The following is a 26384-nucleotide window of genomic DNA, read 5'->3' as shown; positions in this document are numbered from 1 at the left end:
GACTACATTGTCAGTCATCGTCCGACCTGAACTTGGGTTTGACGAGACAGCCGCTCTTGAAGAGCCCGTCCTCGACGGTCTTCGGAGCCAGAAGCCGCATCGAGTCCGTCTGGTGCGAGGTCAGCACGAAACTCAGACCGTCGCGCTCTTGCGCCCAACTCTTGAGGATGTTGATGAGGCGACGGCGCATCACGGTATGCAGATGCTGTTCGGTCTCGTCGATCAGCACGATCGTTGAACCGGTCATGTGTGCGGCGATACGGATGGCCAACTGGACCAGTTGCCGTTCGCCGCTGCTGAGCTGGTCGAGCCGATGATGGTCTCCGCTCGCGGTCTCCACGGGGATCGACAGTTCGTTGCGATCAACGGCGCCGAGACGCTTCGTTCCCTTGAACACAACGTCGTTCACGATCTCCCGGCAGATCTTTTCCCGGTCGTCGCCGAGCCAGGCGAACCACACGAGCAGGTTCTCGATGGACTCGGCCCAGTTCGTGCCGTCTGGACCGAACAGATGGGCGGGCGAATAGCCCAGGGATTTGGGACGCACGATGGAGCGGTTTTCGTGCGGCGGCCGACGCAGGCCTCGGTCGGAATGGAAATACAGCACCGTCGGCAGGGCCATCGAGGTGCCCCAAAGCGACAGCGGATGCTGGTCTAGGCTCTGGATTATCGCCTCGGCGAATTCGAGCGCCAGCGGGGAGGACGAGTTGGATCGCTCGACAGGGCCGTAGCCGAGCCTTTTGCCGAAGAAAAGCAGTTGCTGGTCCTCGTACACTCCGATGCGCTCGCACTCCTCGGGCGTCCAAAAGTTCAGCGCTTTGTCCGCCCCCGCCACCATCGAGATCAGGTGCATAACCGACCGGCGCCCGTCGTCAAGCTGGACCAGCGCGTCGAGCTGGATCGCGCCTTTTCCGCTATCGAGCGCCTCGTGGCCGTAAGCCTCGCTTGTGCGCGCCCGCAGCAAGGACATAGCGCAGTAGATGGCGTCGAGAATGGTGGTCTTGCCCGCGCCGTTCTTTCCCATGATCAGGAAGACGTTGGTGGGGTTGCCTGTCGGATCCAGGAACGGGACGAACGTCTTTCCCCGCAAAGGGCCGACGTCGACGGTAGAAATGCCCACCAGAGAGAATTTGGTCGGTCTGTTCATGTGTGCCTCGAATTGGCCGCGGCTACGGCTCGCTTCACATCGGCGACGTCCACACGCGCGCCGTGTGCCCGGAGAAGCGGTCTCCCGGCCAGCTTAATGAGCATGTCGCCACGCATCATCAAGTCTTCGGCGCCGGACTCGTCAAGAATGATCCTAGAGTCCGAGGACTTTTGGACCGTCAACGCGATGCGACTGGGTATGTTGGCCCTAAGCAGACCGGGGAAAGTAGCTGCTTCCGGTCGCTGGGTCGCCAGCAGGAGGTGGATGCCGACAGCCCTGGCCTTCTGCGCGATGCGGACCAGTGGCTCTTCCGCACCGGTGCGCGACATCAGAAAATCGGCGAGCTCGTCCACAACGACCACCAGCCGTCTCATCGGACTGCCGGCGGCACGTGCCTCCGCAATGTTCCGGGCGCCGAATTCTCTTAGACGCTCCTGTCGCGCGTCCATCTCCTCGACGACGGCACGCAGCATTTCCACGGCAGCCCCCATCTCGGTAACGACCTTTTCGCCACGCAACAGTTTGAGCCCGTCGTACTCCGCGAAGTCTACGCCTTTCGGGTCGATCATGAGCAACTCGGGCGGGTTGTCCGAAGCCAGCATCGACAGAAGGATGGCGTTCATGCAGACTGACTTGCCGCTGCCGGTGGCGCCAGCCACGAACATGTGCGGCGCCTCGACGAAGTCGAACACGACGGGTTCGCCGATAACGTCGACGCCTGGGCATACCGCCAACGCCGCATCGGAGGACATGAACGCCTCAACCAGCGGAGGCCACGGCACGTCGCGCCATGCGCCGGACGGCCGGGGAATGTCGAGCACGACCCGCCGCTCGCCGGGTTCGCGGCCGAAAGCGATCGTACCCGTACCCAGACCGATGGCGAAGGCCAGATCCTCGAGGCCGCGGCGAAGTCTGTCGTAGTCCTCGACGCCGCCCAAGGTCAGCCTGTGACGAGAGAGGCGGGGTCCTGAAATGGGCTCGCCGATCGGGTTCGCGTCCACGCCGATCTGCTGTAGTCCCTTCTTGAGGATATCGAACTGTACGTCACCCTTGTTGGTCGAGTGATCGTCGTCGACCGACGGCCGGAAGTAGAGGCTGTCTAGGAGGACATCGTGGAAACTTGTACCCGGCAACCAGCTTTCGTGCAGCAATTCCATACCACGACGCGCGTGGCGCTGCAGCACCTCGACATACAGGTCGTGGTTCTCGAACAGGTCCTCGTCCCGGCGAAGGGACAATAGCAGCGCGAAAGCATCGTCGTAATCGGGTTCTTTCGCGCGACCGGTTATCTGCTCCAGATGCAACTCGCTCGGCGACTTCGGCATGGCCTTGTAGCGCTCGTCCGGTTCGTCGCTTTCCTGTAGGGAGCGGGCGATGGCGATGCGGACAATCCACCAGTAGACGCCGCGCCTGCCGTCCTGCATCAGACCGTCGTCGATAATGCGCTCGAAAAACGCGCGCTCCTCGACGGTGAAATAGATGCTGTCCTTCATAGCTCTACCGGCATCAGCTTGGCGGTCTCGCCGCCCTCGTTGTCGATGCGGTATCGGCGCCGGATATGCTCACCGAGCAGATCGTCGGCGATCTCGGTGAATTCGGTGTCGGTCGGCAATAGGATGAGAGGCGCGCCAGCCTCCGGAAAATAGTCACGCATCAGGAGGTTGCGGTTGGTGGAGTCGATACGGCCCAGGGGCGTGTCGACGATCACCGGGATGGATCGGGCGGCCTCCTCCTTCAGCGCCCAAAGCATCGACATGGCGATGAGTTGGCGCATGCCTGCCGAGATGCTGTGGCGCGAGACCTCCTCGCCGTCCTGGTCGAAGTAGCTCATGATGAATTGTCCGTCGAGGCGGACGCTTTTCACCAATTCACTGGGCGCGAGCAGGATGGCCACCTTTTGGTTCACCCGATCCTCCACGGACTGTCGGATGCGTGAGCGCCGCAGTTCCAGATAGCGTTCGAGGGCGCGCTTAGCCCGGAGAGCGAACCGATAACCTTCGTCCAGCTCCATGGAGACTTTGTACTCCTTCATCTCCTGGGCGGCGCGTTCGTCGTGGCCAACGGCTTCGTGGGCAAAGCCCTTTTCGTCCACCAGTGCCTTGGCTGACCGCTGCATCGCGTCGCGAATCGCTTCTCCGATCCTAGTAATCTCGGCGGTGATTTCCTCATACCGCGCTCGAGCCTCGTCGGTGCTCAGCTCCGCTTCGTCCAGCTCCTTGCGCAATCTACGCGTCTCGGTGACCAGTTCGCGCATGCGACGAAGTTGCGCACGTTCCTCGGCGAAGTCGGCGGCTCCGCGGCTTCTCCAGACTAGGAACCGGTCGCGCAGCGCCTTGGTCTTCTTGGCGCTTAGCGACGCCAACACCGGATGCTGATCGCCGGACACAACGCCGAGCGTTCGCAACGATTCCCTAATGTCGTTCTGCAGGTCAGTCTGCTGCTTGGCATTCAGCGTCACCGGATCCTCGATCGTGGTGAGGCTGCGTACCGTCATGGCCGGTAATTCCGCATGTAATCTCCCGGCCAGGCTCGCGTCGGCCGTGGTCTGGCGGTCCAAAACGGCGAAGGCCTCATCCACAAGGTGTGGCTGGGTACGGAAGACGATCTCGAGCGGCAGGCGTTCCGCTAATTCGTCTGCCAGGGTCTGACGTTGGGTTGCCAGGACTTCCAACCGGTGGTGGAAGCGCTTCGCCTCGCTTTCCGAAAGGGTGCCGCTGCGCAAACGTTGCCGTTCCCCATCGAGCCGAGCGCGCCTCGCCTCCAGATCAAGCAGTTCTTCCTCGGCCGCCACCCGTGCTCGCGCCTGGACGGCCTCGTTGGCGCGAGCCTCTCGGGCGGCGTTTTCCGCCTCAACGACGCTTTTCATGACGTCGACAGGCAAACGCGCCCGGCTTCGGCGGTTGGCGTCGTCGTTCACCTTATCGATCAGGTGTGCTACGAAGTGCAGCCCCAAAAGACGTTCGATCTCGCCGGCCTCGCGTCCGATCTCCGCGTCGGCGAGCGACTGCACCTGTTCGCCGTCAAAAAAGAAGAAGGGCACCAATTCGCGCGGGAGCATTGCCTGCAGCGCGTCCTCCGCAGCGTTGCCATCAAGCGGCGAACTTACCGGGCCGAATTCGACCAGTTCGGAGTATGCCGAAAAGCTCTTCTGGCCAACGAAAGTGCGGCGCGCCCGATGCACCACGCCGCCTTCGGTCCAGCACAACGACACGCTAGCACGGTTATGCCCCTGCTGCCGCGCGGTCTTGTTGAACACCCCGGACCAACGTCCGGGCTGGCCCAGAACATATTGCTTATCTGTAAGCGCGGTGCGCGAGAAGCCTACCCGCCGCAGAGACTCGTCCTGCGCGCCCGCGAAGAGGAGTTTCGCGCTGTTGAGCAGGCTAGTTTTTCCGGCGCCGTTGCGCCCCTTGATGAGCACTATGTTGCGCTCACCATCCTGCGTCTCGGACAGGTCCACCGAGCAGGTCCCGTTATAGGCGAACATATTCTCGATATCGAAGGAAACGAACTTCAATCCTTCGACCCCAGCCCGGCTGAAATTACTTCTTCGACCCTTCGGGTCAAGCGCGACTTGGCGCTGCGGGCGGACATGTTCGGGAATTCGCTTTCGAGATCCAACAACGCCTGCACGGTCACCGGCGGTAGCTCGAACTCGCGGGACACCCGCTCGATCAACTTGTCCTCTGCTTCGGATATGTTAGACATCTTAGCCCCCGTAGCACCCAATACCACGAAATCCTTATGTTGTATGAATTTTCAGACCGAAGGGGCATACAATGGCTTCAATATTTTTCTGATGGTTAGCAGCTCTCGTCGGCCGTTTCAGTGTCCGGTGACCGGCTGACGGCCACGAGTTCGCCTGTGGCGTGCCAGGCTTGCTCGAGGAATTCACCCCTGCGGTATTCTTGCCGCTGGAGCACCATTGAGGAACGGCAGCTATTCCATTCGGCACGTTCAACAGCCGACAGTCCACTGTCGGCCCCACAGCCGCCGGGCTGCAATGCGCCTCATGCACGAACATGACGTAATCGCGGGAGCGGTGGCCACCAAAGCTGTGGCGGCGATGTTCGGAGCTCTAGCCGGCTGGCTGTCCCCCGATAGGATGAAGAACGGGCTCACGATGGACACCGGGCCCAGGCATCGAACGGAGGACAGCCATGGAGCAGTATATCGGTCTCGACGTATCCATGAAAGAGACGGCAATTTCGATCCGGCAGGACGGCAAAAGGATGTGGCGGGGCAAGTGCGCGTCCGACCCGCAACTGCTCGCGGCGCTGATCCGCAAGCGCGCGCCCGATGTGCGGCGGGTGGTATTCGAGACGGGGCCGCTGTCGGTGTGGTTCTACCATGCGCTGACGGCAGAGGGGCTGCCGGTGATCTGCATCGACGCGCGGCATGCCAAGGCCGCGCTCGACATGGCCGCGAACAAGACCGATGCGAACGATGCCGATGGCCTGGCACATCTGGCCGAGGTCGGCTTCTACCGAGAGGTTCGGGTCAAAGGTTTCGACAGCATGCTGATCCGCACACTGATCACCGCGCGGCGCCAGCTTCTCAAGATGCGTTTGCAGATATCCAACCAAATCCGCGGATTGATGAAGACGTTCGGCCTTGTCGTGCCCAAGGGCGCCGGCAGCGTGTTCGAGCGCAACGTTCACGATCTTCTGCAGGGCGAAGCAAAGCTGGCGCGCATCGTCGTGCCAATGCTTCGGGCATGGAGTGATATTCGATACCAGATAGCAGAGCTGAGCAAGCAACTGGCCGCGATGGCTCGTGAAGACCAGCACTGCCGTCTGCTCATGTCGGTGCCCGGTGTCGGCACCGTCACAGCCACCGCCTTTGCCGCGGCCGTGGAGGATCCGGCGAACTTCAGGAACTCGCGCGCCGTGGGCGCATGGGTGGGCCTGACCCCGAGACGCTACCAGTCCGGCGAGGTCGATAATGACGGCCATATCTCGCGCCGTGGCGACAATCAGTTGCGCGGACTGCTATACGAAGCGGCCGCGGTCATCCTGAACCGGTCGACGGATACCAGCACCCTGCGAACCTGGGCGTTGGAGTTCAAAGAACGGCTCGGCTTCAAACGAGCCGCCGTGGCCCTGGCGCGCAAGCTGGCAGTGACCATGCATACGATGCTCCGGACGGGCGAGCTGTTCGATCCGCACGGAGGAACGCCCGCCGCCGCCTGATCCTGCAGACGCTCGACCACGGCGATTTCTTCAGGGCCATTCCACCAATAGCGTTCTTACAGGACGCATCGAGCCGTCCCTGCCGGGACGTGGCTGGGATCATTCCGCGAAGCGGGAAGCAACTGCCTCGTTAAGCAGATTGCGCAACGAACATAGGAAGATCTCACCTGCGAAACTCATCCTGCGGCGATCTTTGCATCGACCGCGTAGACGACCCTGTACCCGGCATACGAACGAACATGGAGAGAAAGGACGACTGGCTTGCACTCACCCCCTTGACGGCCGAGCGATTAGACGACCCGCTTCGCGGGAGGGGCGCCTCGGCCTGAGCTGGCGCGACTGCCATTTGACTTGAGCGGGTAGAGGCGTCGATCTGACCATGGAGTTCCCTTCAACGAGAGGAACTCGCCGTGGCTACCCTGTCGACCGATGCACCAATCTCTCCGCTTCGCTAGCGCATGCAGCACGACATGCTCATGTGTGGCCTGGGCTCCCATACCCAGCAGAACTACGTTCGTCACGTCCGGCGCTTCGCTGTGTTCCTTGGCCGCTCGCCCGACACGGCGACGGCTGAGGACATCCGTCGATTCCAGCTGCATCAGCATGAGAGCGGCGTCGGCCCTGCGACGATCAATGGCGCGGGGTCTCGGCACTGCGGTTCCTGTTCCTCGTGACGCTGAAGCGTCGGGATCTGGCGCGTGCGCTGGTGATCATGAGGTATCAGCGCAAGCTGCCCGAGGTGCTGAGCGTGGAGGAAGCGGCGCGGCTGCTCGAAGCCGCACCCGGCGCCAAGTACAAGTCCGCGCTCGGCGTCGCCTATGGCGCGGGCCTGCGCGTGTCCGAAGTCGCGCACCTCAAGATCGACGACATCGACTCGACACGCATGCTGATCCGCGTCGAACAGGCAAGGAACGCAGGGACCGCAACGCCATGCTCTCGCCGCAACTTCTGGAACTGCTGCGGCTGTGGTGGCGCGAAGGCAGGCAGCGCGGGGTGATGCTCCCCAATGGCTGGCTGCTCCCGGGGCGCAGCTTCACCGCGCCCGATCTCATCGAGGCAATTGCACCGCGCAGTCCAGGAGGCAGCCGAAGTCGCCGGCATCCGCAAACGCGTCAGCCCTCACACGCTGCGTCACAGCTTCGCCACCCACCTGCTCGAACAGGAGGTCGACATCCGCGTCATCCAGGTGCTGCTCGGGCACAGCAAGCTCCATACGACCGCGCTCTACACCAAGTTCTCGACCCGGACGATCCACGCGGTCGCAGGGCCGCTCGACCGGCTGATGGCGCTAATGGAAGGCAAGACGCCGCCCGGCTGAGCCGTGCACATCTCTGTTGAGGTCGCCGACATCTTCCGTGCTGCCGGCCCCGCCTATCGGGCCGCCCATGCAGGTCACCTGAGCCTCATCCAGCTCAAGGTGATGTCGGCGATCGAGCATTGCCGCACCGCGGCGCTCGGCGGTCACGTCGAGGCCTGCGAAGACTGCGGCCAGTGGCGCATCGCCTCGCGGCCGCGCGTATATGGCTCGCCGAGCGGGAGGCCGACCTGCTGCCGGTCGGCTACTTCCATGTCGTGTTCACGCTGCCCGCCGAGGTCGCCGCCATCGCGTTCGGCAACAAGGCGCTGGTCTATGACCTGCTGTTCAAGGCGGCATCGGAGACGATGCTGACGATCGCGGCGGATCCCAAGCACCTCGGCGCGCATCGGCACCACCGCCGTGCTCCACATATCGGGATCGGCAATGACCCACCATCCCCATATCCACATGATCGTGCCGGGCGGCGGCATTGCGCCGGACGGACGCCGGTGGATATCGTCGCGGCCGGCCTTCCTTCTCCCAGTGAGAGTACTGGGCAAGCTGTTCCGCCGTCTGTTCCTGACCCGGCTGGTCGCGGACAAGAAGGCCGACGCCTTGGCGACGGGATCTGATCCCGGGGGGTTCTTCCTCGTTCAACCTCGCCGTCCTCTTTTTGCGAACCAGCGGGTTGCCGGTCACCTACATACAGTAGTCCAGGGGCGAAACAGGGTCAGCGGGAACGCAGCGAATCAAGGCTTAGGAACCCATTTTGCGTAAAGGCTCTTCGAGGCCGTGGGAACCGTCTTGGCGTCAACGAGAGCGACGAGCGAGCGGAACCGCTTCTCGCAGCCGCTGTTCGAGTTGATGCGACTTGCGACGAGGGTCGAGGCCTTCGGTAGATCCAGCATCAGCTTGACCTCGTTTGGCGAGAACGACTTGACCATCTCATTGTAGGATGGCGACGCCGCGTTCGAGACGCCGTATGAGTTGCCAGTCGCTGCCGTCACGACTGCCTCCACAAAAGTGGCCTGCGCTGTTTCCGGAACGCGGTTGTTCCGCGACAGCTTGAGGAGCCGATCGGCGAAGGGCGGCTCGTTGTGGAAGTTATCCCAGCCATTGTGCACACTTAAGAGCTTCCTACTCGCTGATGTGAAGATACTGTGAACCTCGGCTTCGCTCAGCAGCGACAACTGGCCCAGCGTCTCGAAGAACTGCAGCGAAGCCTTCTGACGGGCTTCGTCGCCTTTTGCCTTATAGTCCTGGTGTCGATCCACCAGCGCCGACCTGGTCCGGGGGCTAAGGTCGTTACTGAACGATTCGCAGGTTGCGATGGCGTTCAGCCGGGCTTCCTCTCCCGACGCTGGGTCACAGTAGATGCCGTGTAACATGACGAAGATCAGCTCGCGCTGGGCCTCGAATGTTTCCTGGATACGGCGTTCCCATTCTTGTCGTTGATCCTTCTTGAACTTCGTTGCTTTCAGCGCGGCGAGCAGGGACTTTGTGTCCACCCCCTTTGGGTTGTGGGCGCTCGAGAGCGCATGCTTCTGGCAGCGGCTTAGGAAGCTCAGGAACTCGTCTTCGTCGACCGTCCCCGCAGCTGGGTGTGCGATAGAGAAACTGTTGCGTGTGGCCCTGCACTGGTCGAGGAAAAAGAAGTCGTCGTCACCGATCAGGTTGAGCTTACGGCAGAGGTCGAGCAGCTCGGCGTCCTTGAGGTCGAGGAGCGTGTCCTCGTCGAAGGACTTGTCGTCGAGGATCTGAGGGACGACGTTGATGCCGAACCGTCGCACCTTGTCACGCAGTTCCACCACGGCCGCGTTCCAAACGTAGTTGATGGCTGCGTCGAACAGACCGCTGGCGACGGCGACACACATTTTGACGATCCGCTCATCGCGCAGGTGCGGAGGGATCTTCTTGATCAGGCGTGGGAGCTGGGACCAAGCATGGGCGATCTGGTCGTCCTCGGCGAGCACATTGCGGGGGACTCCCAACGCGGCGGTAAGTTGGGCTAGCATGGGCGAGGAGAGAGGGGTCACGTCGGGCAGTGTGACGGCGGGCAGGTCGGTCTTTGGCTTAACTAGGACGTTGCTCATACCTACTCCTTGCATCGACGAGACCATCTCGCACCATCGGTAGTCTTTAGCCGAAACAGAGTGAGGTCAGCCGGCGCGTGCGGCCTTTGTGCGATTACGTCCACCTGCCGCTCTTTTAACGCTACGCACGGAGACGGCTTTGGGAGCCACGACGTCCCCGAGCCGCTCTATACGGAGGGGCGCGCGCGAGGGAAGGCGAACGACGAGTTCGAGTTGCCCCCCGATCGCCTCGACGTAGCTTTTAAGAGTAGACAAGTACATGTCGGCTTGTTTCTCGATCTTCGAGACCGAAGGCTGCTTGATCTTGAGGACCGAAGCGATTTCGGCCTGGGCCTTTCCAGCGGCACGCCGCAAATCGCCGAGACTCTCGACTTCTCCCCTTAAGTCTTCGAAACGCGCGTCGACCCGCTCCCGACGATCCTCGGGGAGCGCAGCGATTAGGTCGTCAAGCTTGCGTCCCATCACTTCTTCTCCTTCTTCGCCGCCGCCAAACGGTCGAGATGCCCTTGATAGCGCTTGTCCGCCTTGGCGATCAGACTTTTATAGAAGCGCTTCTCACTCACGCCCGACTTATCGCCGGCGACGAGCAGGATCGCCTTCCGCTTCCGGTCGAATGCGAACGCAACCCGCCAGACACCATCATCAGCGTCGAAGCGAAGTTCTTTCATGTTCGCGAACGACGAGTCATTCAAGGTATCCGCATGCGGTCGCCCCAGCTGGGGCCCGAACACACCGAGCAGCTTAGCCGAGGCCAATAGCTCATCTTGGACTGTCTGGGGCAACGCCTCGAACTCCCCATCGAACTCATCGCCAAAAACGACTTCCCAAGTCATATATAGCTCCTAGGCTATGTGGTCAACATCACACCAGCGGTCAGTTCCTCGGCGCTGAAAGCAATGCGGGAAAAGATCAGGGACTTGCACATCCGCCGACAGACGCAGCTCTCGTTGAACGACATCGCCCGGCTGATCAATCCGCTCCTCAGGGGGTGGATCAGAGGCGCGCAAGCGTTTCCGCTACTCGCCAACAGCATCAAGCTGCCGAACGATAGTCTGCGGCCGAAACAAGGTACGCGCGGTCGACGATAATCCGGCCGCCGTTGACACGACTGGCAATTCGCGACCTGTCTGCGCTATCGAGCGGCATCGCCACCGGCGTTCTGACGGGCATGGCCGGCGCGTAGCTGTCGCTTGCCCAGAATCCCGGCTTGTCGTGAAGGATATGACCGCCAGCAAGGGTTCCATCGCGCCGGCAGCGCTCATCGTCGCCAAATAGAAACCGGTGCCGGCGAGGTTCGCGTGTCTGGCGGCGAAGGTCGCCTTCCGCCCGGAGGTGAAGCCGGCGAGGCGCTGGCGCTGGTCGATACGCAATCATGCGGAGGATCGCGCCGCGCCGTGCATGCGACTGCATCTCTCGTCCCGCTGCGCTGCTGAGGCCTCTTCTGTCAGGCGGTCTAGGTTTCGCGCTTCGGGCCGAGCAGGAACACTGTCAGGGCGGCGAGGAACGTGGCAACAGCACTGTAGGCAATGGCACTGGTAATCCCGGCATTGTCCACCAATAGTCCGCCGAAAATCGCGCCGGCTGCGATTGCCACTTGGAACGCTACGACCATCAGCACACCGGCGCTTTCGGCGTGCTCGGGGACGGCCCGCCGCACCATCCACGTCTGCAATCCTATCGGCACCGCGCCGAAGGCAAAGCCCCACGCGGCAACCGCAATCGCCGAGGCCAAGGCCGATGCTCCCGCCGTCAGCAGCGAAACAGCGGCTATCGCTATGAGCAGCGGTGCAAGGGCCGCGACTGCCTTGAGACTGTACTCGGCCAGAAGCCCGCCGGCCAAATTGCCGAAGAATCCGCCGATGCCGAAAGCAAGCAACACAAGCGAGATCGTTTCGACATCCAGTGCGGGAATCTTCTCGAGGAAGGCGCGAATATAGGTGATTCCGGCGAAGTGGCCGGAAGCGACCAACAGGACGACCAAAAGCGCAACTTTGACCATCGGAATCTTAGCCACATCCAGCAGGCTGCGGACGCTAGCCACTCCAATCGGAGGCAGCCTCGGAATGGTTATGAGTTGCACCAGCAGTGTAGCGGCGCCGCCGGCTGCGGCGAGCATGAAGGCGCTTCGCCATCCCCAGATATCGCCCACATAAGCGCCAATTGGAGCTGCGCAAACGGTTGCCACGGAAACGCCGGTGAGGATGACCGACATGGCGCGCGGCAGGAGGTGGCTTGGAACGAGCCGCATCGCCAGTGCTGCCGACATCGACCAGAAGCCGCCGAGCGCTATGCCGAGCACAACGCGTGCAGTGAGGAGAACCGCCAGCGACCACGCGCCGGCCGCCAGAACGTCCGACAGTATCAGCAGCAGTGTCATCGTCCACATGACGATCCTGCGGTCCAGGCGCTTTGTGATGATGGCCACCGTCGGCGCCGAAATGGCCCCGACGATAGCGGTAGCCGTCATCGCCTGTCCAGCCGCTCCCTCGGTGCTACCGAGATCATGCGCGAGCGGCGTGAGCAGGCTGACAGGAAGAAACTCTGCCGTCACCAGACCGAAGGTACCCAAGGAAAGCGAAATGACCGCACCCCATGCGGGACCAGACGGTGGGACGGGCCTTTCTGGGTCGTGCAGAACAGCGTCCATAACGCCTGCTGCGGATTGGGTCATGAACGAAGTCTCCACTTTGATGCAATGCAACGTGATGTTGGCTGCCTTGACCCAAATCTAAAAACACAAGCGCATTTCCCGGCGGCGTTGCACGGAGGAGGGGATGTTCATTGCTTCGCGATATTTTGTGACGGTGCGGCGCGCAACATGGATGCCGGTTTCCTTCAGCCGGACAGCGATGTCATCGTCGGAAAGCACGTCGCCGGGAGATTCTGCGGCAATCATCGCTTTGATCCGATGGCGGACAGCTTCGGCGGAGTGCGCATCGCCGCCTTGGCAGGACGCGATCGCGACGGTGAAAAAATACTTCAGTTCAAAGACTCCGCGCGGGGTAAGCATGTACTTGTTCGAGGTCACCCGGCTTACCGTCGACTCGTGCACGCCGATCGCGTCAGCGACGGTTCTGAGATTGAGAGGCCGCAGGTGGGCGACGCCATGTTCCAAAAACGCATCCTGCTGGCGCACGATTTCAGCCGCAACCTTAACAATCGTCTTGGCGCGCTGATCGAGGCTGCGGATTAGCCAGTTCGCGTTTTGCAAGCATTCGTTGAGAAATGCTTGATCTTTCGGATTTTGGACAGTTTGACGCGACACTTCGGCATAGTAGGTTTGGTTGATCAGCAGCTTGGGCAGTGTGGCCGGATCAAGTTCGATTTGCCACCCGCCTTCCGGCGAGGGCGTGACCCAGACGTCGGGTATGATTGATTCAGACGCACCGGATTGGAATCGGTTTCCAGGCTTGGGATCGAGCGCCCGAATCTCATGCATCATGTCGAGAAGGTCGTCTTCATCGACGCCGCAATGCTGCTTCAGTGCCTGAAAATCGCGTCGCGCAAGCATTTCAAGATTGGCAACCAAAGCTGCCATTGCCGGGTCGAACCGGTCTCGCTGGCGTAACTGGATTTCGAGGCATTCTCCGAGAGTTCGCGCAAAAATTCCCGGTGGATCAAAGTGCTGCAAGGTTCCGAGAACCCGTTCCACATCAGCCTCCCGGACATTCAGGCTCTCAGCCAACTCCAAAAGGTTTGCCCGAAGATAGCCAGTGTCTTCCAGATCGGCGGCAAGCTGGCCAGCGATCAGCCGCTCCTGTGGTGTGAACGCAGTGAGGGCGATCTGACGAGCGACATGGTCGTGCAATGTCTCGGCGAGGCTGGCAAACTCGTCGAGGGAAGGGCCATTACCCGGCGGGTTGTTGGTCGTGTTGCGAAGTGATTTCCATTGCCCGAGCCGTTCAGGCGACCCGGCCCCGGTCGGTCCGTCAACGGCGTTTGCGCGTGGGCCGACAGGCTGATCCGCTCCCGAAATCGAAACATCGCCAAAAGGCCCGCCATCGTTTGGCGCAGGTTCCAAGAGCGGGTTCTTTTCGATTTCCCGCTCCACGAACTGATGCAGTTCAGTATGCGCCAGTTGCAGCAAGCGAATCGACTCAATGAGTTGAGGCGATGCGACCATCGATTGCTTCTGGCGCTGAAGCAGGCTTGCTGAGGATTGCATGGTGAGCGCGATAATCCTGTCGAGGAGCCTCTTGGGGCGGGCAATGGCACCAGTGAGACGTTTTCTAGGTCATGCGGCGGCTTTCAGCGTTTCGAGAACGTTTTGCGGGGATGAGACGCCATAGGGGTCGGCCTCGCAGTTGTCGGAGAAACCTTCCTCCTCAAACCACTGCTCCACCACGCCATTGTTGATCAGGGCGGCGTAGCGCCAGGAGCGCATCCCGAAGCCGAGATTGTCCTTGGCGACCAGCATGCCCATCTTGCGTGTGAACTCGCCTGAACCATCGGGGATGAGCTCGACCTTCTGCAGGCCCAAGGACTTCCCCCACGCATTCATGACGAAGGCATCGTTGACGGAGACGCAGTAAATCGCGTCAATTCCCTCCTTCTCAAACTCATCATAGAGCTCTTCGAAATTGGGCAGTTGGTAGGTCGAGCAGGTCGGCGTGAAGGCGCCAGGCAGCGAGAACAGGATGACGCGCTTGCCGGCAAAGTAGTCGTCAGATGTCTTTTCTTCCCAGCGATATGGATTTGGGCCCTGGACTGACTCATCGCGAACACGCGTGAGAAAGGTGACGAAGGGAACCTTCTTTTGAACGGTCATCAACTTGCTCCTCAGGAAAAAACTGGCGCGCCGGATTCTGGCAGAGGCTGGCGCAATACCGAGCAAAGGCTCGTATGACGGGGATGAAATGAGGCCCTCGCGGCTCGCACCCTCCTTTTTCCATCCCGATGTAGGGGAACGTCTTGGCTGCTGGTCTTCGTCACCCGAACGCCATCGATCTGAGCAAGTGGAGGCTGTCGAGCCGCTGGGGCAATCTTTCCACGGCTATGGCGCCGGAAGCGGCATCCATCGCTCGCGCTCGTGCCCGGGACAAAGTGATAGCGGGCCCGAAGTAGCCAATATCGGACGCGTGTGGAGGCCTCAAATGTGACTTCACGCAAGAGACCCGCGTTACTGAGCTGGTTCGGCGTATTGTCGATATTTGCCAGTGACCCGCCGACCTTGGCTTCGGTGGCTCTTTGATGGGGCTCTTGGGCACTCACATGCTGATCAGAACCGGTAAACGGCAATTGCGCGAGCGCCATGTGTTGGCGTGCCGGCATCGGACCAGCCGTGCGCAAAGCGGCCGCCGAGGAGGGACCTCCGGAGGAGATGATGTACCGATGTTCAACGGGAACGGGCACCGTCTCCTCAGGCCACGGTCTAGAGCTTCGCGTGTCGGGCATGGCGCAAGTCGCTTTCATCGTGTTTTGATGGGCTCTGACCAGGAGCAGCAAGCGGCGTGCCATTTCAAATAGAGATGCTTTTGGACCGCCCCCTTTTTCTCGGAGGCCGTGTCTTAGAAGATCGGGCGCGCGCTATAACCGCCTCGTCACCACACGCAACAACGGTGCTGTATGGTGCGGGTATTCGGCGCTTCCGCCCCGGCTGGGCAAAGACGAACCGGAAGCCGAGCCGATGCACTACCTCACACCGGCGGGCACTGCAGCGATTGCGTAGCGTGTGCCACTAGCGTGTTCTTGCGTGCGGAGGCACGGCTATCGCGAACACGCGCCTGTCGCAGCAACCATGAGCGCGCGCTCTTCGGCAAGCGCCCTGATTCCGTGAGGATCGAATTCCACAATCGTGTCTGTTTGCCGCCCTCTTATGTTCGAAACTGGACCAGAATGTCGCAAGCCCGACCTAAAGGTCGCCCGAGGCGTTCTGTCCGACACTGTTCCGTCGCCTTTGTTGGCCCGCGACACCGGCTTATTTCGCCTAGCTCTTCTCTGGCCTCAGGCTAAGCCGCTGAGAAGCTGCCACAATTTTTTTCTGCTGCGGCCAAATTGGCACGAGATTTGAAGCACCTTCGTTGCGGGCCGGGAGCCGCCGACCGACTTTCATTCGTGGATGGCACGAATGGAACGAAGAAAGAAAAGCAAAATGTCAAATCCGCGTCGGATAGCGTCTATGGGCAGGGGGTCCTCGGCGAAACCGCCCTTACCCAACAGCTCGCCGCCCTTGTCGACCCTTGCGCAGGAAATCTTGGCCGGCGGCGGCTCAAAGGCCCACCACACCGACCTTATCCTGAAATCGATGGTGCAGGATAAAGTTCTGCATCTCGCCGCGCGGTGTGCCTAGACAGTTACACGTTGGCCGATCTTGATAATCAGGCCGGCCGTCGGAGGACGTCATCTGTATGCCGTCTTAGGTCATTCGCTGCCGCAGCGCCCGCCGGTCACCTTCCGCCCTTCCATCGCTATAGAGTGAAGTGCCACCATGCCCGAACAACCTTTGCCGACGCTGCCGATGTGGCGCGTCGATCACATTGAGCCCTCGCCCGAGATGTTGGCACTACGCGCCAACGGTCCGATCCACCGCGTGCGCTTCCCGTCCGGGCACGAAGGCTGGTGGGTCACAGGCTACGACGAGGCCAAGGCGGTGTTGTCCGACGCGGCGTTCCGGCCCTCCGGAATGCCGCCGGCGGCATTCACCCCGGATTCGGTGATTCTCGGTTCGCCGGGGTGGCTGGTCTCGCACGAGGGGGGCGAGCATGCGCGGTTACGTGCGATCGTGGCGCCGGCCTTCAGCAACGGCAGGGTGAAGCTGCTCGCGCAACAGGTCAAGGCGATCGCCGCGCAGTTGTTCGAGACGCTGGCGGCCCAGCCCCAGCCCGCCGACCTGCGGCGCCACCTCTCCTTTCCGCTTCCGGCCATGGTCATCAGCGCGCTGATGGGCGTGCTCTACGAGGATCACGCCTTTTTCGCCGGGCTGTCCGACGAGGTGATGACGCACCAGCATGAAAGCGGCCCGCGCAGCGCGTCGCGCTTGGCCTGGGAAGAACTGCGTGCCTACATTCGCGGCAAGATGCGGGACAAGCGCCAGGATCCGGGCGACAACCTGCTGACGGATCTGCTCGCGGCGGTCGACCAGGGCAAGGCGACCGAGGAAGAGGCGATCGGCCTGGCGGCGGGCATGCTGGTGGCGGGGCACGAGAGCACCGTCGCGCAGATCGAATTCGGCCTGCTGGCCATGTTCCGCCATCCGCAACAGCGCGAACGCCTGGTCGGCGATCTATCCCTGGTGGACAAGGCGGTGGAGGAAATCCTGCGCATGTACCCGCCGGGCGCGGGCTGGGACGGCATCATGCGCTATCCGAGGACCGACGTAACTATCGCGGGCGTGCATGTTCCCGCGGAGAGCAAGGTGCTGGTCGGCCTGCCGGCGACGTCGTTCGATCCGCTCCATTTCAACGACCCGGAAATCTTCGACATTGGACGTGACGAAAACCCGCACCTGGCGTTCTCCCATGGGCCGCACTACTGCATCGGCGCGGCGCTGGCCAGGCTGGAACTCAAGGTGGTGTTCGGTTCGATCTTCCAGCGCTTTCCCGCGCTGCGCCTGGCCGTGGCGCCCGAAGAACTGAAGTTGCGCAAGGAGATCATCACTGGCGGGTTCGAGGAGTTCCCGGTGCTCTGGTGATGCGCGGACGCCACCGGGAACCGCGATGTTCTCCGAATTCGCCGGCGCGCCTGCCGCGCGCCAATCAGATCAGCCAGCCAACAGGTGACCAATGGATGTGCAAGAAACCACGGCAGCATGCCGGGACGCCTTCGCCGAACTGGCGTCGCCAGCGTGCATTCAGGACCCGTATCCATTCATGCGGTGGTTGCGCGAGCACGATCCGGTGCATCGCGCGGCGTCGGGCCTCTTTCTGTTGAGCCGCCACGCCGACATCTACTGGGCGCTCAAGGCCACGGGCGATGCTTTTCGGGGACCGGCGCCGGGCGAACTGGCGCGCTATTTCCCGCGTGCGGCGACCAGCCTGTCACTCAATCTGCTGGCGTCCACGCTAGCGATGAAGGAACCACCGACTCATACGCGTCTGCGCCGGCTGATCTCGCGCGATTTCACCATGGGCCAGATCGACAACCTGAGGCCGACCATCGCTCGCATTGTCGCAGCGCGCCTGGACGGCATGGCGCCCGCGCTGGAGCGCGGGGAGGCGGTGGACCTGCATCAGGAATTCGCGCTGGCCTTGCCCATGCTGGTTTTCGGCGAACTGTTCGGCATGCCCCAGGACGACATGTTCGGGCTCGTCGCCGGCATCAGCGCCATTCTGGAAGGCCTGAGCCCGCACGCCAGCGATCCCCAGCTCGCCGCGGCGGACGCGGCCAGCGCCAGGGTGCAGGCCTACTTCGGCGACCTCATACAGCGCAAGCGCACCGATCCCCGCCACGACATCGTGTCAATGCTGGTCGGCGCACACGACGACGATGCCGACATGCTGTCGGATGCGGAATTGATCAGCATGCTCTGGGGCATGCTGCTGGGCGGCTTCGCCACCACTGCCGCGGCCATCGGCCATGCGGTCCTGGCGATGCTGGCGTATCCCGAACAGCGGCACTGGCTGAAGGGAGATGCCGTGGGGGTGAAGGCATTCGTCGAAGAAGCCCTGCGCTACGACGCGCCCGCCATGTTCAGCTCCATTCCGCGTATCGCCCAGCGCGACATCGAACTGGGCGGCGTGGTGATCCCGAAGAACGCGGACGTGCGCGTGCTGATCGCGGCCGGCAATCGCGACCCGGACGCCTTCGCCGATCCCGACCGCTTCGATCCCGTGCGGTTCTACGGCACCAGTCTTGGCATGTCGATCGACGGGAAGATCATGCTGACCTTCGGCCACGGCATCCACTTCTGCCTGGGTGCGCAACTGGCCCGAGTGCAGTTGGCCGAGAGCCTGCCGCGGATCCAGGCGCGCTTCCCCACGCTGGCATTGGCCGAGCAGCCGACCCGGGAGCCCTCCGCGTTCCTTAGGACGTTCCGCGCGCTGCCGGTGCGGCTGCATGGGCAGGAGGGCTGAGATGCGCGTCCTGGTCGATCAGGATCTGTGCGGAACTACCGGGCAGTGCGTGCTGACGCTGCCGGGCACCTTTCGCCAGCGCGAACCGGACGGCGTGGCCGAAGTGTGCGTGGCGACGGTCCCGCAGGCGCTGCACGCCGCCGTGCGGCTTGCGGCCAACCAGTGCCCGGTCGCCGCCATTCGGGTCATCGAAAGCGACGCTGGCCATGACGAGCGCGCCAGCGCCGACCCTGCGCCTTCTCCGGCGGAGGCCGAGCGGCATGCTGCGAAAGACCAATACAATTCAGGAGACACGATGGGACGGTTTGAAGGCAAGGTGGCCGTGGTGACCGGCGCCGGCGCCGGCATCGGCAAGGCATGCGCTCTCGCCATCGCGCGCGGGGGCGGCAGAGTGGTGGTGGCCGACATTGATGGCTCGGCGGCCATCGCCTGCACCGCGCAGATCGCGGCCGAAGCAGGCCACGCGCTGCCCATAGCCATGGATATCGCCGATGCGCAGGCGGTGGCAGCGCTGTTCGAGACGGCGGAGCGGCACTTCGGTGGGGTCGACCTGCTGGTGAACAATGCGAGCGCCATGCATCTGACCCCGCGCGACCGCGCGATCCTCGACCTGGACCTGGCAGTCTGGGACCAGACCATGGCGACCAATCTGCGCGGCACGCTGCTCTGCTGCCGGCAGGCCATCCCACGGATGATCGCCCGCGGCGGTGGCGCGATCGTCAACATGTCGTCGTGCCAGGGGCTCAGCGGGGACACCGCGCAGACGTCCTACGCCGCGTCGAAGGCGGCGATGAACATGCTCTCGGCTTCGCTCGCCACCCAATACGGTCATGCGCAGATCCGCTGCAACGCCGTTGCGCCGGGTCTCGTCATGACCGAGCGTCTCCTCGCCAAGCTGGACGAGTGCATGCAACGGCATCTGCGCCGTCACCAGCTCCTGCAGCGCGTCGGCCGCCCCGAGGACGTGGCCGCGCTGGTGGCGTTCCTGCTCTCCGACGATGCTGCGTTCATCACCGGTCAGGTCGTGTGCATCGATGGCGGCATGCTGGCGCATGTGCCGACATACGCCGACGGTGGCAACAGCTGCGCCGCGCGCCCTGCCGGCCACACCGAATCGGCGGCGGCGGCGCGCTGCTGATGGACATGCTGCTCAACCCGCTCAACCGTCGGCACCGGCTGCGATGCGACATCCCGGTCATGCCTGGCGCTTTCCCCCTGGTCGGGCATCTTCCTGCCATTGTCTGCGACCTGCCGCGCCTGCTGCAGCGCGCAGAACGGACGCTGGGCAGCCACTTCTGGCTGGATTTCGGCCCTGCCGGACACCTGATGACCTGCGTGCATCCGGATACGTTCGCACTGCTCCGGCACAAGGACGTGTCCTCGGCGCTGATCGAAGAGATCGCGCCCGAATTGCTTGGCGGAACGTTGGTTGCCCAGGACGGCGGCGCGCACCGGCAGGCGCGCGATGCGATTAAGGCGGCGTTCCTGCCCAAGGGGCTGACCCAGGCCGGCATCGGCGACCTGTTCGCGCCCGTCATCTGGGCGCGGGTGCAGGCGTGGCGCGACCGCGGCGACATAACCATCCTGCGCGAAACCGGCGACCTGATGCTGAAGCTCATCTTCAGCCTCATGGGAATCCCCGCGCAGGACCTGCCGGGATGGCATCGCAAATACCGGCAACTGCTGCAGTTGATCGTCGCGCCCCCGGTCGACCTGCCCGGACTGCCCTTGCGGCGAGGCCGCGCCGCCCGCGACTGGATCGACGCGCAGTTGCGCCAGTTCGTCCGCGACGCGCGCGCGCATGCCGCGCGCACCGGGTTGATCAACGACATGGTGAGCGCCTTCGACCGCAGCGACGATGCGCTTTCCGATGACGTCCTGGTCGCCAATATCCGCTTGCTGCTGCTTGCCGGTCACGACACCACTGCCTCGACGATGGCCTGGATAGTGATCGAGCTGGCGCGGCAGCCTGTGCTGTGGGACGCCCTGGTCGAGGAGGCGCAACGCGTGGGCGCGGTGCCGACCCGGCACGCGGACCTGGCGGAGTGTCCGGTCGCCGAGGCGCTGTTCCGCGAGACGCTGCGCCTGCATCCGGCGACCACGCTCCTGCCGCGTCGCGTCCTGCAGGAATTGCAACTCGGCCAACGGCGCATTCCCGCGGGCACCCATCTGTGCATCCCGCTGCTGCATTTCTCGACCTCGGCGCTGCTGCACGAGGCGCCTGATCAGTTCCGCCTGGCGCGGTGGCTGCAACGCACGGAGCCGATCCGGCCGGTGGACATGCTGCAGTTCGGTACCGGCCCACACGTCTGCATCGGCTACCACCTGGTATGGCTGGAAATGGTGCAGTTCTGCATCGCCTTGGCGCTGACCATGCACAAGGCCGGGGTGCGGCCGCGGTTGCTGAGCGGCGTCGAAAAAGGCCGGCGCTATTACCCGACCGCACATCCGTCCATGACAATCCGCATAGGCTTCTCATGAGCTGGCATCGCATGCCCCGTGTGGCGAGGCAGCGGCGCCGGCGACGCGCGGCATTGCTGCACTCGGCGCACGCGCTCGGTGCGACGCCGGCAACACCGCGGCGGCTTGGCGCTCGCCGTGGCCATCTCGTGTCAGGTACAAGGACATGAAAAACATGCAGACCGGTTCCACGCTACACGACGACCGAACTGGCGTTTCCGCCCTCGGCGGATTGGGTGCGCAGGCGCGCGGCGCATCCGGCAGGCTGCTGCCGGAGATCTGGATGCAGGACGGCGCAAAGCGGGTCGAACAGGCGCTGGCGCGTCTTCTCTGCGCCGAAGACGACGGTGAGACAGAGCTGATGGCGGCGATGCGCTACGCCACCTTGCATGGCGGGAAGCGCACCCGCGCCTTGCTCTGTCTGGCTGCCGGCGCACTGGCCGACACGCCGGCGCACATGCTCGACGACGTTGGCGCCGCCATCGAGATGATGCACGCCTGTACCCTGGTCCACGACGACCTGCCCGCGATGGACGACGACGTGCTTCGCCGCGGCCTTCCGACGGTGCACGTCAAATTCGGCGAAGCCACTGCGATCCTGGTCGGCGATGCGCTGCAGGCGCACGCCTTCCTGACCCTGGCGAGCCTGGATGCGCCGGGCGACAACCGAATCGCGCTCGTGCGCGAACTGGCGCAGGCGGTGTCCGCCGAGGGTGCCGCAGGCGGGCAGGCCATGGATCTGTCGCTGATCGGAAAGCACGCCGAGCTGGACAGGATCGTGGCGATGCACCGGAAGAAGAGCGGAGCGCTAGTGCGCGCGTCCGTTCGCATGGGCGCGCTATACTCCATCGCGGAGGATGCCGCGCACGATGCGCTGTACTGTGCGCTCGATCGCTACACCGCCTGTTTCGGCCTGGCGTTGCAGGTAATCGACGACATTCTCGACGCGACAGCGGATACCGCGACGCTGGGCAAGACCCCCGGTAAGGACGCGGCGGCGCAGAAGCCGACCTGCGCGTCGATCATGGGGCTGCAGGCAGCGCGCCAGTTCGCGCTGGATTTGTTGCGCGACGCCGGGGAGGCCATCGTCCCGCTGGGGCCGCGTGCGGAACGGTTGGCGCAGATGCTGCAGCGGGCCAACGTGTATCTGTCCGCGCCATACGCATGAGCGCGCCCGTCCGCATGGACTCGCCCCTGTGCTGCTGCGATCGGCCGGCGGGCGGTGCATGCTGCACTGTGTCCGAACCGGCGGCGACGTGCGCGGCGTCTGCCCGATCCTGGTTCTCGTTAGCCCTCTGCAGAAGGAACATCCCGCGTGAACGCGCTGTCCGAACAGATCCTTTCCGAATTGCGCCACCTGCTGAGCGAGATGAGCGACGGCGGCAGCGTCGGTCCGTCCGTCTACGACACGGCGCGAGCTCTGCAGTTCCACGGCAGCGTCACCGGTCGGCAGGACGCATACGCGTGGCTCATCGCGCAGCAACAGGCCGATGGCGGATGGGGAAGCGCGGACTTCCCGCTGTTCCGCCATGCGCCCACGTGGGCGGCGTTGCTGGCATTGCAGCCTGCCGATCTTCTTCCCGGCACTGCCGACGCAGTCCAGGCTGCAACCCAGTTCCTCGAGCGCCACCCCGATCCCTACGCGCATGCGGTGCCGAAAGACGCGCCGATCGGCGCGGAGCTGATCCTGCCGCAGTTGTGCGGCGAGGCCGCATCCTTGCTGGGCGGCGTGGCGTTTCCGCGCCACCCGGCGCTGTTGCCGTTGCGGCAAGCGTGCCTGGTCAAGCTTGGGGCGGTCGCGACGTTACCGAGCGGCCATCCGTTGCTGCACTCCTGGGAAGCCTGGGGGACGTCGCCGACCACCGCATGCCCGGATGACGACGGCAGCATCGGCATCAGTCCGGCGGCCACCGCCGCGTGGCGTGCGCACGCCGTGACACAGGGGAGCACGCCGCAGGTCGGGCGCGCCGACGCGTATCTGCAGGCGGCATCGCGGGCGACGCGCAGCGGCATCGAAGGTGTCGTTCCCAACGTCTGGCCGATCAATGTATTCGAGCCATGCTGGTCGCTGTACACCCTGCATCTGGCCGGTCTGTTCGCGCATCCCGCGCTCGCCGAGGCGGTGCAAGTGATCGTCGCGCAGCTCGACGCCCGCCTGGGCGTGCGCGGTCTGGGCCCGGCCTTGCACTTCGCCGCCGATGCGGACGATACCGCCGTTGCGATGTGCGTCCTACGCCTTGCAGGCCGCGACCCGGCGGTCGATGCGTTGCGCCATTTCGAAATCGGCGAGCTGTTCGTCACCTTCCCCGGCGAGCGCAATGCCTCGGTGTCGACCAACATCCATGCCCTGCATGCGTTGCGACTATTGGGAAAGCCCGCCGCCGGCACCAGCGCCTACGTCGAGGCCAATCGCAACCCGCACGGTCTATGGGACAACGAAAAATGGCACGTTTCGTGGCTGTATCCCACCGCGCATGCGGTCGCTGCGCTGGCGCAAGGCAAGCCCCAGTGGCGCGACGAGCGCGCGCTGGCGGCGCTGCTGCAGGCGCAGCGCGACGACGGCGGCTGGGGCGCCGGTCGCGCGTCCACATTCGAGGAAACCGCCTATGCGCTGTTCGCGTTGCACGTGATGGACGGGAGCGAAGAGTCGACAGGGCGCCGGCGCATCGCGCAGGCGGTGGCGCGTGCGCTGGAGTGGATGCTCGCCCGCCATGCGGCGCATGCGTTGCCGCAGACGCCGCTGTGGATCGGCAAGGAACTGTATTGCCCCACCCGGGTCGTGCGCGTGGCCGAACTCGCCGGGTTGTGGCTGGCGCTTCGTTGGGGGCGGCGCGTCCTGGCCGAGAGAGCAGGAGCGGCGCCATGATCCAGACCGAACGCGCGCTGCAGCAGGTGCTGGAGTGGGGGCGTTCCCTAGCCGGGTTCGCCGACGAGCATGCCGTGGAAGCGGTCAGGGGCGGCCAGTACATCCTGCAGCGCATCCACCCGAGCCTGCGCGACACCAGCGCCCGCACCGGCCGCGATCCGCAGGACGAAACGCTGATCGGGGCGTTCTATCGCGAACTGGCGCTGCTGTTCTGGCTCGACGATTGCAACGACCTTGGCCTGATCGCGCCGGAGCAGCTCGCCGCGGTGGAGCAGGCGCTGGGGCAGGGCGTGCCGTGCGCGCTCCCCGGATTCGAGGGCTGCGCTGTGCTGCGCGCTTCGCTGGCCGCGCTCGCCTACGATCGTCGCGACTATGCTCAGCTTCTCGACGATACCCGGTGCTACTGCGCGGCGCTGCGCGCCGGACACGCGCAGGCGGCAGGGGCGGAACGCTGGTCCTACGCCGAGTACCTGCACAACGGCATCGATTCGATCGCCTACACGAACGTGTTCTGTTGCCTGTCGTTGCTGTGGGGGCTGGACATGGCGACCTTGCGCGCGCGTCCGGCGTTTCGCCAGGTCCTGCGGCTCATCTCCGCGATAGGGCGCCTGCAGAATGATCTGCATGGACGCGACAAGGACAGGTCGGCCGGCGAGGCCGACAACGCGGCGATCCTGCTGCTGCAGCGCTATCCGGCTATGCCTGTGGTGGAGTTCCTCAACCACGAGCTGGCCGGCCATACGCGCATGCTGCACCGGGTCATGGCGGAAGAACGCTTTCCCGCGCCGTGGGGACCGTTGATCGAGGCCATGGCGGCGATCCGCGCGCAGTACTACCAGACCTCGACCAGCCGCTACCGCAGCGACGCTGCGGGGGGAGGCCAGCGTGCGCCGGCCTGAACGCGCGGGAGGCGGCGGCGTGCGCGCGCTGCCGTCGGTCCGATCCGACGCAACGCCGCCCGATGCGACGCACGGAGCGAGCGTGAGCGACACCGCCCTGAGCCGGCGCAAGGACGACCATGTGGACATCGTGCTGGATCGGCGAACGGCGCCGGCCACGGTCGCCGCCGGCTGGGAGTACATCCGTTTCGAACACTGCGCATTGCCCGAGTTGGACCTGACGCAGATCGACCTGCGCGCCTCGCTGCTGGGCAAGACCATGCGCGCGCCGCTGCTGATCAGCTCGATGACCGGCGGCATGCCACGCGCCGAGGCCATCAACCGGCATCTGAGCGAGGCAGCGCAAGCCTTGGGAATCGCCATGTGCGTCGGTTCGCAGCGCGTGAGCCTGCAATCCCGCAACTCCCAGGGGCTGACGCGCACGCTGCGCCGCTTGGCCCCAGACATTCCCTTGCTGGCCAATATCGGCGCCGCGCAACTGCGCGAGGCCGACGGCCTGGACCTGGCGCGCCGGGCGGTGGATGCGCTGGAGGCCGATGGACTCATCGTCCATCTCAATCCGCTGCAGGAAGCGGTACAGCTGGGGGGCGACCGCGACTGGCGCGGCGTCCTGGCGCAGATCGCTCGCGCCGCGCGCAGCGTGGGCGTGCCGATCGTGGCCAAGGAAGTGGGGTCGGGCCTGTCGGCCTCGGTGGCCTGTGCGCTCGTCGAGGGGGGCGTGGCGGTGATCGATGTCGCCGGCGCCGGCGGCACCAGTTGGGCCGCGGTGGAGGGCGAGCGCGCCCGCGATGCCGCCGACCGTGCAGTGGCGATGGCGTTCGCCGATTGGGGGATTCCGACCCCGGCCAGCGTGCAGGGGGTACGTCGGGCGCTGCCAACGGTGAAGCTGATCGCGTCGGGCGGGATCCGCGACGGCGTCGACGTGGCCAAGGCCATCCGCCTGGGCGCGGACATCGCCGGGCAGGCGGCCGGCGTGCTGCGCGCGGCTACGGTATCCACCGAGGCGGTTGTCGCGCATTTCGAGATCGTCATCCGCCAGTTGGCCGTCGCCTGCTTCTGCACCGGGTCGGCTGATCTGGCGGCGTTGCGTCAGGCGCGCTTGTTACCCTCGGCGCATCTGCCCGCCCGTTGATGCCGGCGTCGCCCCCACGTGGGCGGGCGCCTAGAACTGGAGAAGCGAAAAAGTGCATTACGACATCGTCATCATCGGCGGAGCCATCGTCGGCTCGTCGGTTGCCTATTACCTGCGCAAGGAAGGGTTTTCGGGCTCGATCGCGCTTGTCGAGCGCGACCCGCAATTTTCCCGCGCCGCGACCACGCTGTCCTGCGCCTCCATCCGCCAGCAGTTCTCGATCCCGGAAAACATCCGGCTGTCGCAATTCACGCTGAAACTGTTCCGGCGGCTCAGGGAAGAGTTTG

The 26384-nt window shown here is 64.0% G+C and carries 22 protein-coding genes and 3 pseudogenes; 15 read left to right on the top strand and 10 right to left on the bottom strand.

The features are described from left to right. Window positions 1-10 precede the first annotated feature (10 nt). From NKH33_RS24850 to NKH33_RS24835, 4 genes are read right to left on the bottom strand one after another with little or no spacing between them, the layout of a single operon-like run. On the bottom strand, window positions 11-1147 hold the full coding sequence (locus NKH33_RS24850; protein WP_352921937.1) for an AAA family ATPase: 1137 nt from the start codon (window positions 1145-1147) through the stop codon (window positions 11-13). Then, window positions 1144-2640 carry an FtsK/SpoIIIE domain-containing protein gene (locus NKH33_RS24845; protein ID WP_352921935.1) on the bottom strand — a complete coding sequence of 499 codons (1497 nt, stop codon included), beginning with the start codon at window positions 2638-2640 and terminating at the stop codon, window positions 1144-1146. The genes NKH33_RS24850 and NKH33_RS24845 overlap by 4 nt, the downstream gene beginning before the upstream one ends. Continuing rightward, window positions 2637-4664: a hypothetical protein gene (locus tag NKH33_RS24840; protein WP_352921933.1), complete on the bottom strand. Its 2028-nt coding sequence runs from the start codon at window positions 4662-4664 to the stop codon at window positions 2637-2639. The genes NKH33_RS24845 and NKH33_RS24840 overlap by 4 nt, the downstream gene beginning before the upstream one ends. Continuing rightward, a complete protein-coding gene (locus NKH33_RS24835; RefSeq protein WP_124998072.1) occupies window positions 4661-4855 on the bottom strand; it encodes a hypothetical protein in 195 nt (64 codons plus the stop codon). The genes NKH33_RS24840 and NKH33_RS24835 overlap by 4 nt, the downstream gene beginning before the upstream one ends. A gap of 452 nt (window positions 4856-5307) precedes the next feature. Between NKH33_RS24835 and NKH33_RS24830 the strand changes: the two genes are divergently transcribed. From NKH33_RS24830 to NKH33_RS24815, 4 genes and pseudogenes are all read left to right on the top strand, one after another. Next, window positions 5308-6339, top strand: a complete 1032-nt coding sequence (locus NKH33_RS24830) for an IS110 family RNA-guided transposase (RefSeq protein WP_352921930.1) — start codon at window positions 5308-5310, stop codon at window positions 6337-6339. 458 nt (window positions 6340-6797) lie between these two features. Further along, window positions 6798-7013 carry a phage integrase N-terminal SAM-like domain-containing protein gene (locus tag NKH33_RS24825; RefSeq protein WP_352752931.1) on the top strand — a complete coding sequence of 72 codons (216 nt, stop codon included), beginning with the start codon at window positions 6798-6800 and terminating at the stop codon, window positions 7011-7013. Between the two features lie 38 nt (window positions 7014-7051). Further along, window positions 7052-7657, top strand: a pseudogene (locus NKH33_RS24820) (tyrosine-type recombinase/integrase). Between the two features lie 3 nt (window positions 7658-7660). After that, a pseudogene (locus NKH33_RS24815) lies at window positions 7661-8227 on the top strand (IS91 family transposase); the annotation flags it as partial. A 158-nt stretch (window positions 8228-8385) separates the two neighbouring features. Here the strand turns inward: NKH33_RS24815 and NKH33_RS24810 are convergent. The 3 genes from NKH33_RS24810 to NKH33_RS24800 all read right to left on the bottom strand — a co-directional run bounded on the left by NKH33_RS24810 (window position 8386) and on the right by NKH33_RS24800 (window position 10562). After that, window positions 8386-9729 carry a hypothetical protein gene (locus tag NKH33_RS24810; RefSeq protein WP_352921929.1) on the bottom strand — a complete coding sequence of 448 codons (1344 nt, stop codon included), beginning with the start codon at window positions 9727-9729 and terminating at the stop codon, window positions 8386-8388. A gap of 66 nt (window positions 9730-9795) precedes the next feature. Beyond that, window positions 9796-10191 (bottom strand): XRE family transcriptional regulator, encoded by a 396-nt coding sequence (locus NKH33_RS24805; protein ID WP_352921927.1) that lies wholly within the window; start codon window positions 10189-10191, stop codon window positions 9796-9798. Continuing rightward, window positions 10191-10562 (bottom strand): type II toxin-antitoxin system RelE/ParE family toxin, encoded by a 372-nt coding sequence (locus tag NKH33_RS24800; protein WP_352554126.1) that lies wholly within the window; start codon window positions 10560-10562, stop codon window positions 10191-10193. The genes NKH33_RS24805 and NKH33_RS24800 overlap by 1 nt, the downstream gene beginning before the upstream one ends. A gap of 63 nt (window positions 10563-10625) precedes the next feature. Here NKH33_RS24800 and NKH33_RS24795 point away from each other — a divergent pair, with 63 nt between their 5' ends. Continuing rightward, window positions 10626-10817: a group II intron maturase-specific domain-containing protein gene (locus NKH33_RS24795; RefSeq protein ID WP_352921925.1), complete on the top strand. Its 192-nt coding sequence runs from the start codon at window positions 10626-10628 to the stop codon at window positions 10815-10817. Between the two features lie 365 nt (window positions 10818-11182). Here NKH33_RS24795 and NKH33_RS24785 read toward each other — a convergent pair whose 3' ends face one another. The 3 genes from NKH33_RS24785 to NKH33_RS24775 form a co-directional block, all read right to left on the bottom strand. Continuing rightward, entirely contained in the window at window positions 11183-12400 is a 1218-nt protein-coding gene (locus NKH33_RS24785) for an MFS transporter (protein ID WP_352921923.1), read from the bottom strand. Window positions 12401-12457: 57 nt separating this feature from the next. Then, entirely contained in the window at window positions 12458-13894 is a 1437-nt protein-coding gene (gene rpoN / locus NKH33_RS24780; RefSeq protein WP_352921921.1) for an RNA polymerase factor sigma-54, read from the bottom strand. 69 nt (window positions 13895-13963) lie between these two features. Then, window positions 13964-14497 (bottom strand): peroxiredoxin, encoded by a 534-nt coding sequence (locus NKH33_RS24775; protein WP_352466644.1) that lies wholly within the window; start codon window positions 14495-14497, stop codon window positions 13964-13966. A 1659-nt stretch (window positions 14498-16156) separates the two neighbouring features. Between NKH33_RS24775 and NKH33_RS24770 the strand changes: the two genes are divergently transcribed. The 10 genes and pseudogenes from NKH33_RS24770 to NKH33_RS24725 all read left to right on the top strand — a co-directional run. Further along, entirely contained in the window at window positions 16157-17359 is a 1203-nt protein-coding gene (locus tag NKH33_RS24770) for a cytochrome P450 (protein ID WP_352921919.1), read from the top strand. A 91-nt stretch (window positions 17360-17450) separates the two neighbouring features. Next, on the top strand, window positions 17451-18740 hold the full coding sequence (locus NKH33_RS24765; protein WP_352921917.1) for a cytochrome P450: 1290 nt from the start codon (window positions 17451-17453) through the stop codon (window positions 18738-18740). Beyond that, window positions 18724-18867: pseudogene (locus NKH33_RS24760) on the top strand (ferredoxin); the annotation flags it as partial. The gene NKH33_RS24765 and the pseudogene NKH33_RS24760, both read left to right, overlap by 17 nt. Window positions 18868-19035: 168 nt before the next feature. Beyond that, complete coding sequence (locus tag NKH33_RS24755; RefSeq protein ID WP_352491518.1) at window positions 19036-19878, top strand: SDR family oxidoreductase; 843 nt, start codon at window positions 19036-19038, stop codon at window positions 19876-19878. Continuing rightward, window positions 19878-21221 (top strand): cytochrome P450, encoded by a 1344-nt coding sequence (locus tag NKH33_RS24750; protein ID WP_352921915.1) that lies wholly within the window; start codon window positions 19878-19880, stop codon window positions 21219-21221. Before NKH33_RS24755 ends, NKH33_RS24750 begins: the two co-directional genes overlap by 1 nt. Window positions 21222-21375: 154 nt before the next feature. Further along, the gene (locus NKH33_RS24745) at window positions 21376-22368 is read left to right on the top strand and encodes a polyprenyl synthetase family protein (RefSeq protein ID WP_352921970.1); all 993 of its coding nucleotides are present in this window, start codon (window positions 21376-21378) and stop codon (window positions 22366-22368) included. Between the two features lie 147 nt (window positions 22369-22515). Beyond that, the gene (locus NKH33_RS24740; protein WP_352921913.1) at window positions 22516-24066 is read left to right on the top strand and encodes a hypothetical protein; all 1551 of its coding nucleotides are present in this window, start codon (window positions 22516-22518) and stop codon (window positions 24064-24066) included. Continuing rightward, complete coding sequence (locus NKH33_RS24735; protein ID WP_352921911.1) at window positions 24063-24965, top strand: terpene synthase family protein; 903 nt, start codon at window positions 24063-24065, stop codon at window positions 24963-24965. The genes NKH33_RS24740 and NKH33_RS24735 overlap by 4 nt, the downstream gene beginning before the upstream one ends. Window positions 24966-24993: 28 nt before the next feature. Further along, window positions 24994-26097, top strand: coding sequence for a type 2 isopentenyl-diphosphate Delta-isomerase (gene fni / locus NKH33_RS24730; protein ID WP_502906769.1), 1104 nt, complete (start codon window positions 24994-24996; stop codon window positions 26095-26097). 52 nt (window positions 26098-26149) lie between these two features. Beyond that, the coding region (locus NKH33_RS24725; protein ID WP_352921907.1) for an FAD-dependent oxidoreductase at window positions 26150-26384 on the top strand (235 nt) is incomplete at its 3' end.

It is taken from the genome of Mesorhizobium sp. M1182, assembly GCF_040318335.1.
Classification (GTDB): domain Bacteria; phylum Pseudomonadota; class Alphaproteobacteria; order Rhizobiales; family Rhizobiaceae; genus Mesorhizobium.
Note: the sequence above shows the minus strand (reverse complement) of the source record. Positions and strands in the feature narration are given on the sequence as shown.

Coding starts and splice junctions, on each gene's coding strand:
- NKH33_RS24850 (WP_352921937.1), bottom strand. CDS start 1,147: ATGAACAGACCGACCAAATTCTCTCTGGTGGGCATTTCTACCGTCGAC.
- NKH33_RS24845 (WP_352921935.1), bottom strand. CDS start 2,640: ATGAAGGACAGCATCTATTTCACCGTCGAGGAGCGCGCGTTTTTCGAG.
- NKH33_RS24835 (WP_124998072.1), bottom strand. CDS start 4,855: ATGTCTAACATATCCGAAGCAGAGGACAAGTTGATCGAGCGGGTGTCC.
- NKH33_RS24830 (WP_352921930.1), top strand. CDS start 5,308: ATGGAGCAGTATATCGGTCTCGACGTATCCATGAAAGAGACGGCAATT.
- NKH33_RS24825 (WP_352752931.1), top strand. CDS start 6,798: ATGCAGCACGACATGCTCATGTGTGGCCTGGGCTCCCATACCCAGCAG.
- NKH33_RS24810 (WP_352921929.1), bottom strand. CDS start 9,729: ATGAGCAACGTCCTAGTTAAGCCAAAGACCGACCTGCCCGCCGTCACA.
- NKH33_RS24805 (WP_352921927.1), bottom strand. CDS start 10,191: ATGGGACGCAAGCTTGACGACCTAATCGCTGCGCTCCCCGAGGATCGT.
- NKH33_RS24800 (WP_352554126.1), bottom strand. CDS start 10,562: ATGACTTGGGAAGTCGTTTTTGGCGATGAGTTCGATGGGGAGTTCGAG.
- NKH33_RS24795 (WP_352921925.1), top strand. CDS start 10,626: ATGCGGGAAAAGATCAGGGACTTGCACATCCGCCGACAGACGCAGCTC.
- NKH33_RS24785 (WP_352921923.1), bottom strand. CDS start 12,400: ATGACCCAATCCGCAGCAGGCGTTATGGACGCTGTTCTGCACGACCCA.
- rpoN (WP_352921921.1), bottom strand. CDS start 13,894: ATGCAATCCTCAGCAAGCCTGCTTCAGCGCCAGAAGCAATCGATGGTC.
- NKH33_RS24775 (WP_352466644.1), bottom strand. CDS start 14,497: ATGACCGTTCAAAAGAAGGTTCCCTTCGTCACCTTTCTCACGCGTGTT.
- NKH33_RS24770 (WP_352921919.1), top strand. CDS start 16,157: ATGCCCGAACAACCTTTGCCGACGCTGCCGATGTGGCGCGTCGATCAC.
- NKH33_RS24765 (WP_352921917.1), top strand. CDS start 17,451: ATGGATGTGCAAGAAACCACGGCAGCATGCCGGGACGCCTTCGCCGAA.
- NKH33_RS24755 (WP_352491518.1), top strand. CDS start 19,036: ATGGGACGGTTTGAAGGCAAGGTGGCCGTGGTGACCGGCGCCGGCGCC.
- NKH33_RS24750 (WP_352921915.1), top strand. CDS start 19,878: ATGGACATGCTGCTCAACCCGCTCAACCGTCGGCACCGGCTGCGATGC.
- NKH33_RS24745 (WP_352921970.1), top strand. CDS start 21,376: ATGCAGACCGGTTCCACGCTACACGACGACCGAACTGGCGTTTCCGCC.
- NKH33_RS24735 (WP_352921911.1), top strand. CDS start 24,063: ATGATCCAGACCGAACGCGCGCTGCAGCAGGTGCTGGAGTGGGGGCGT.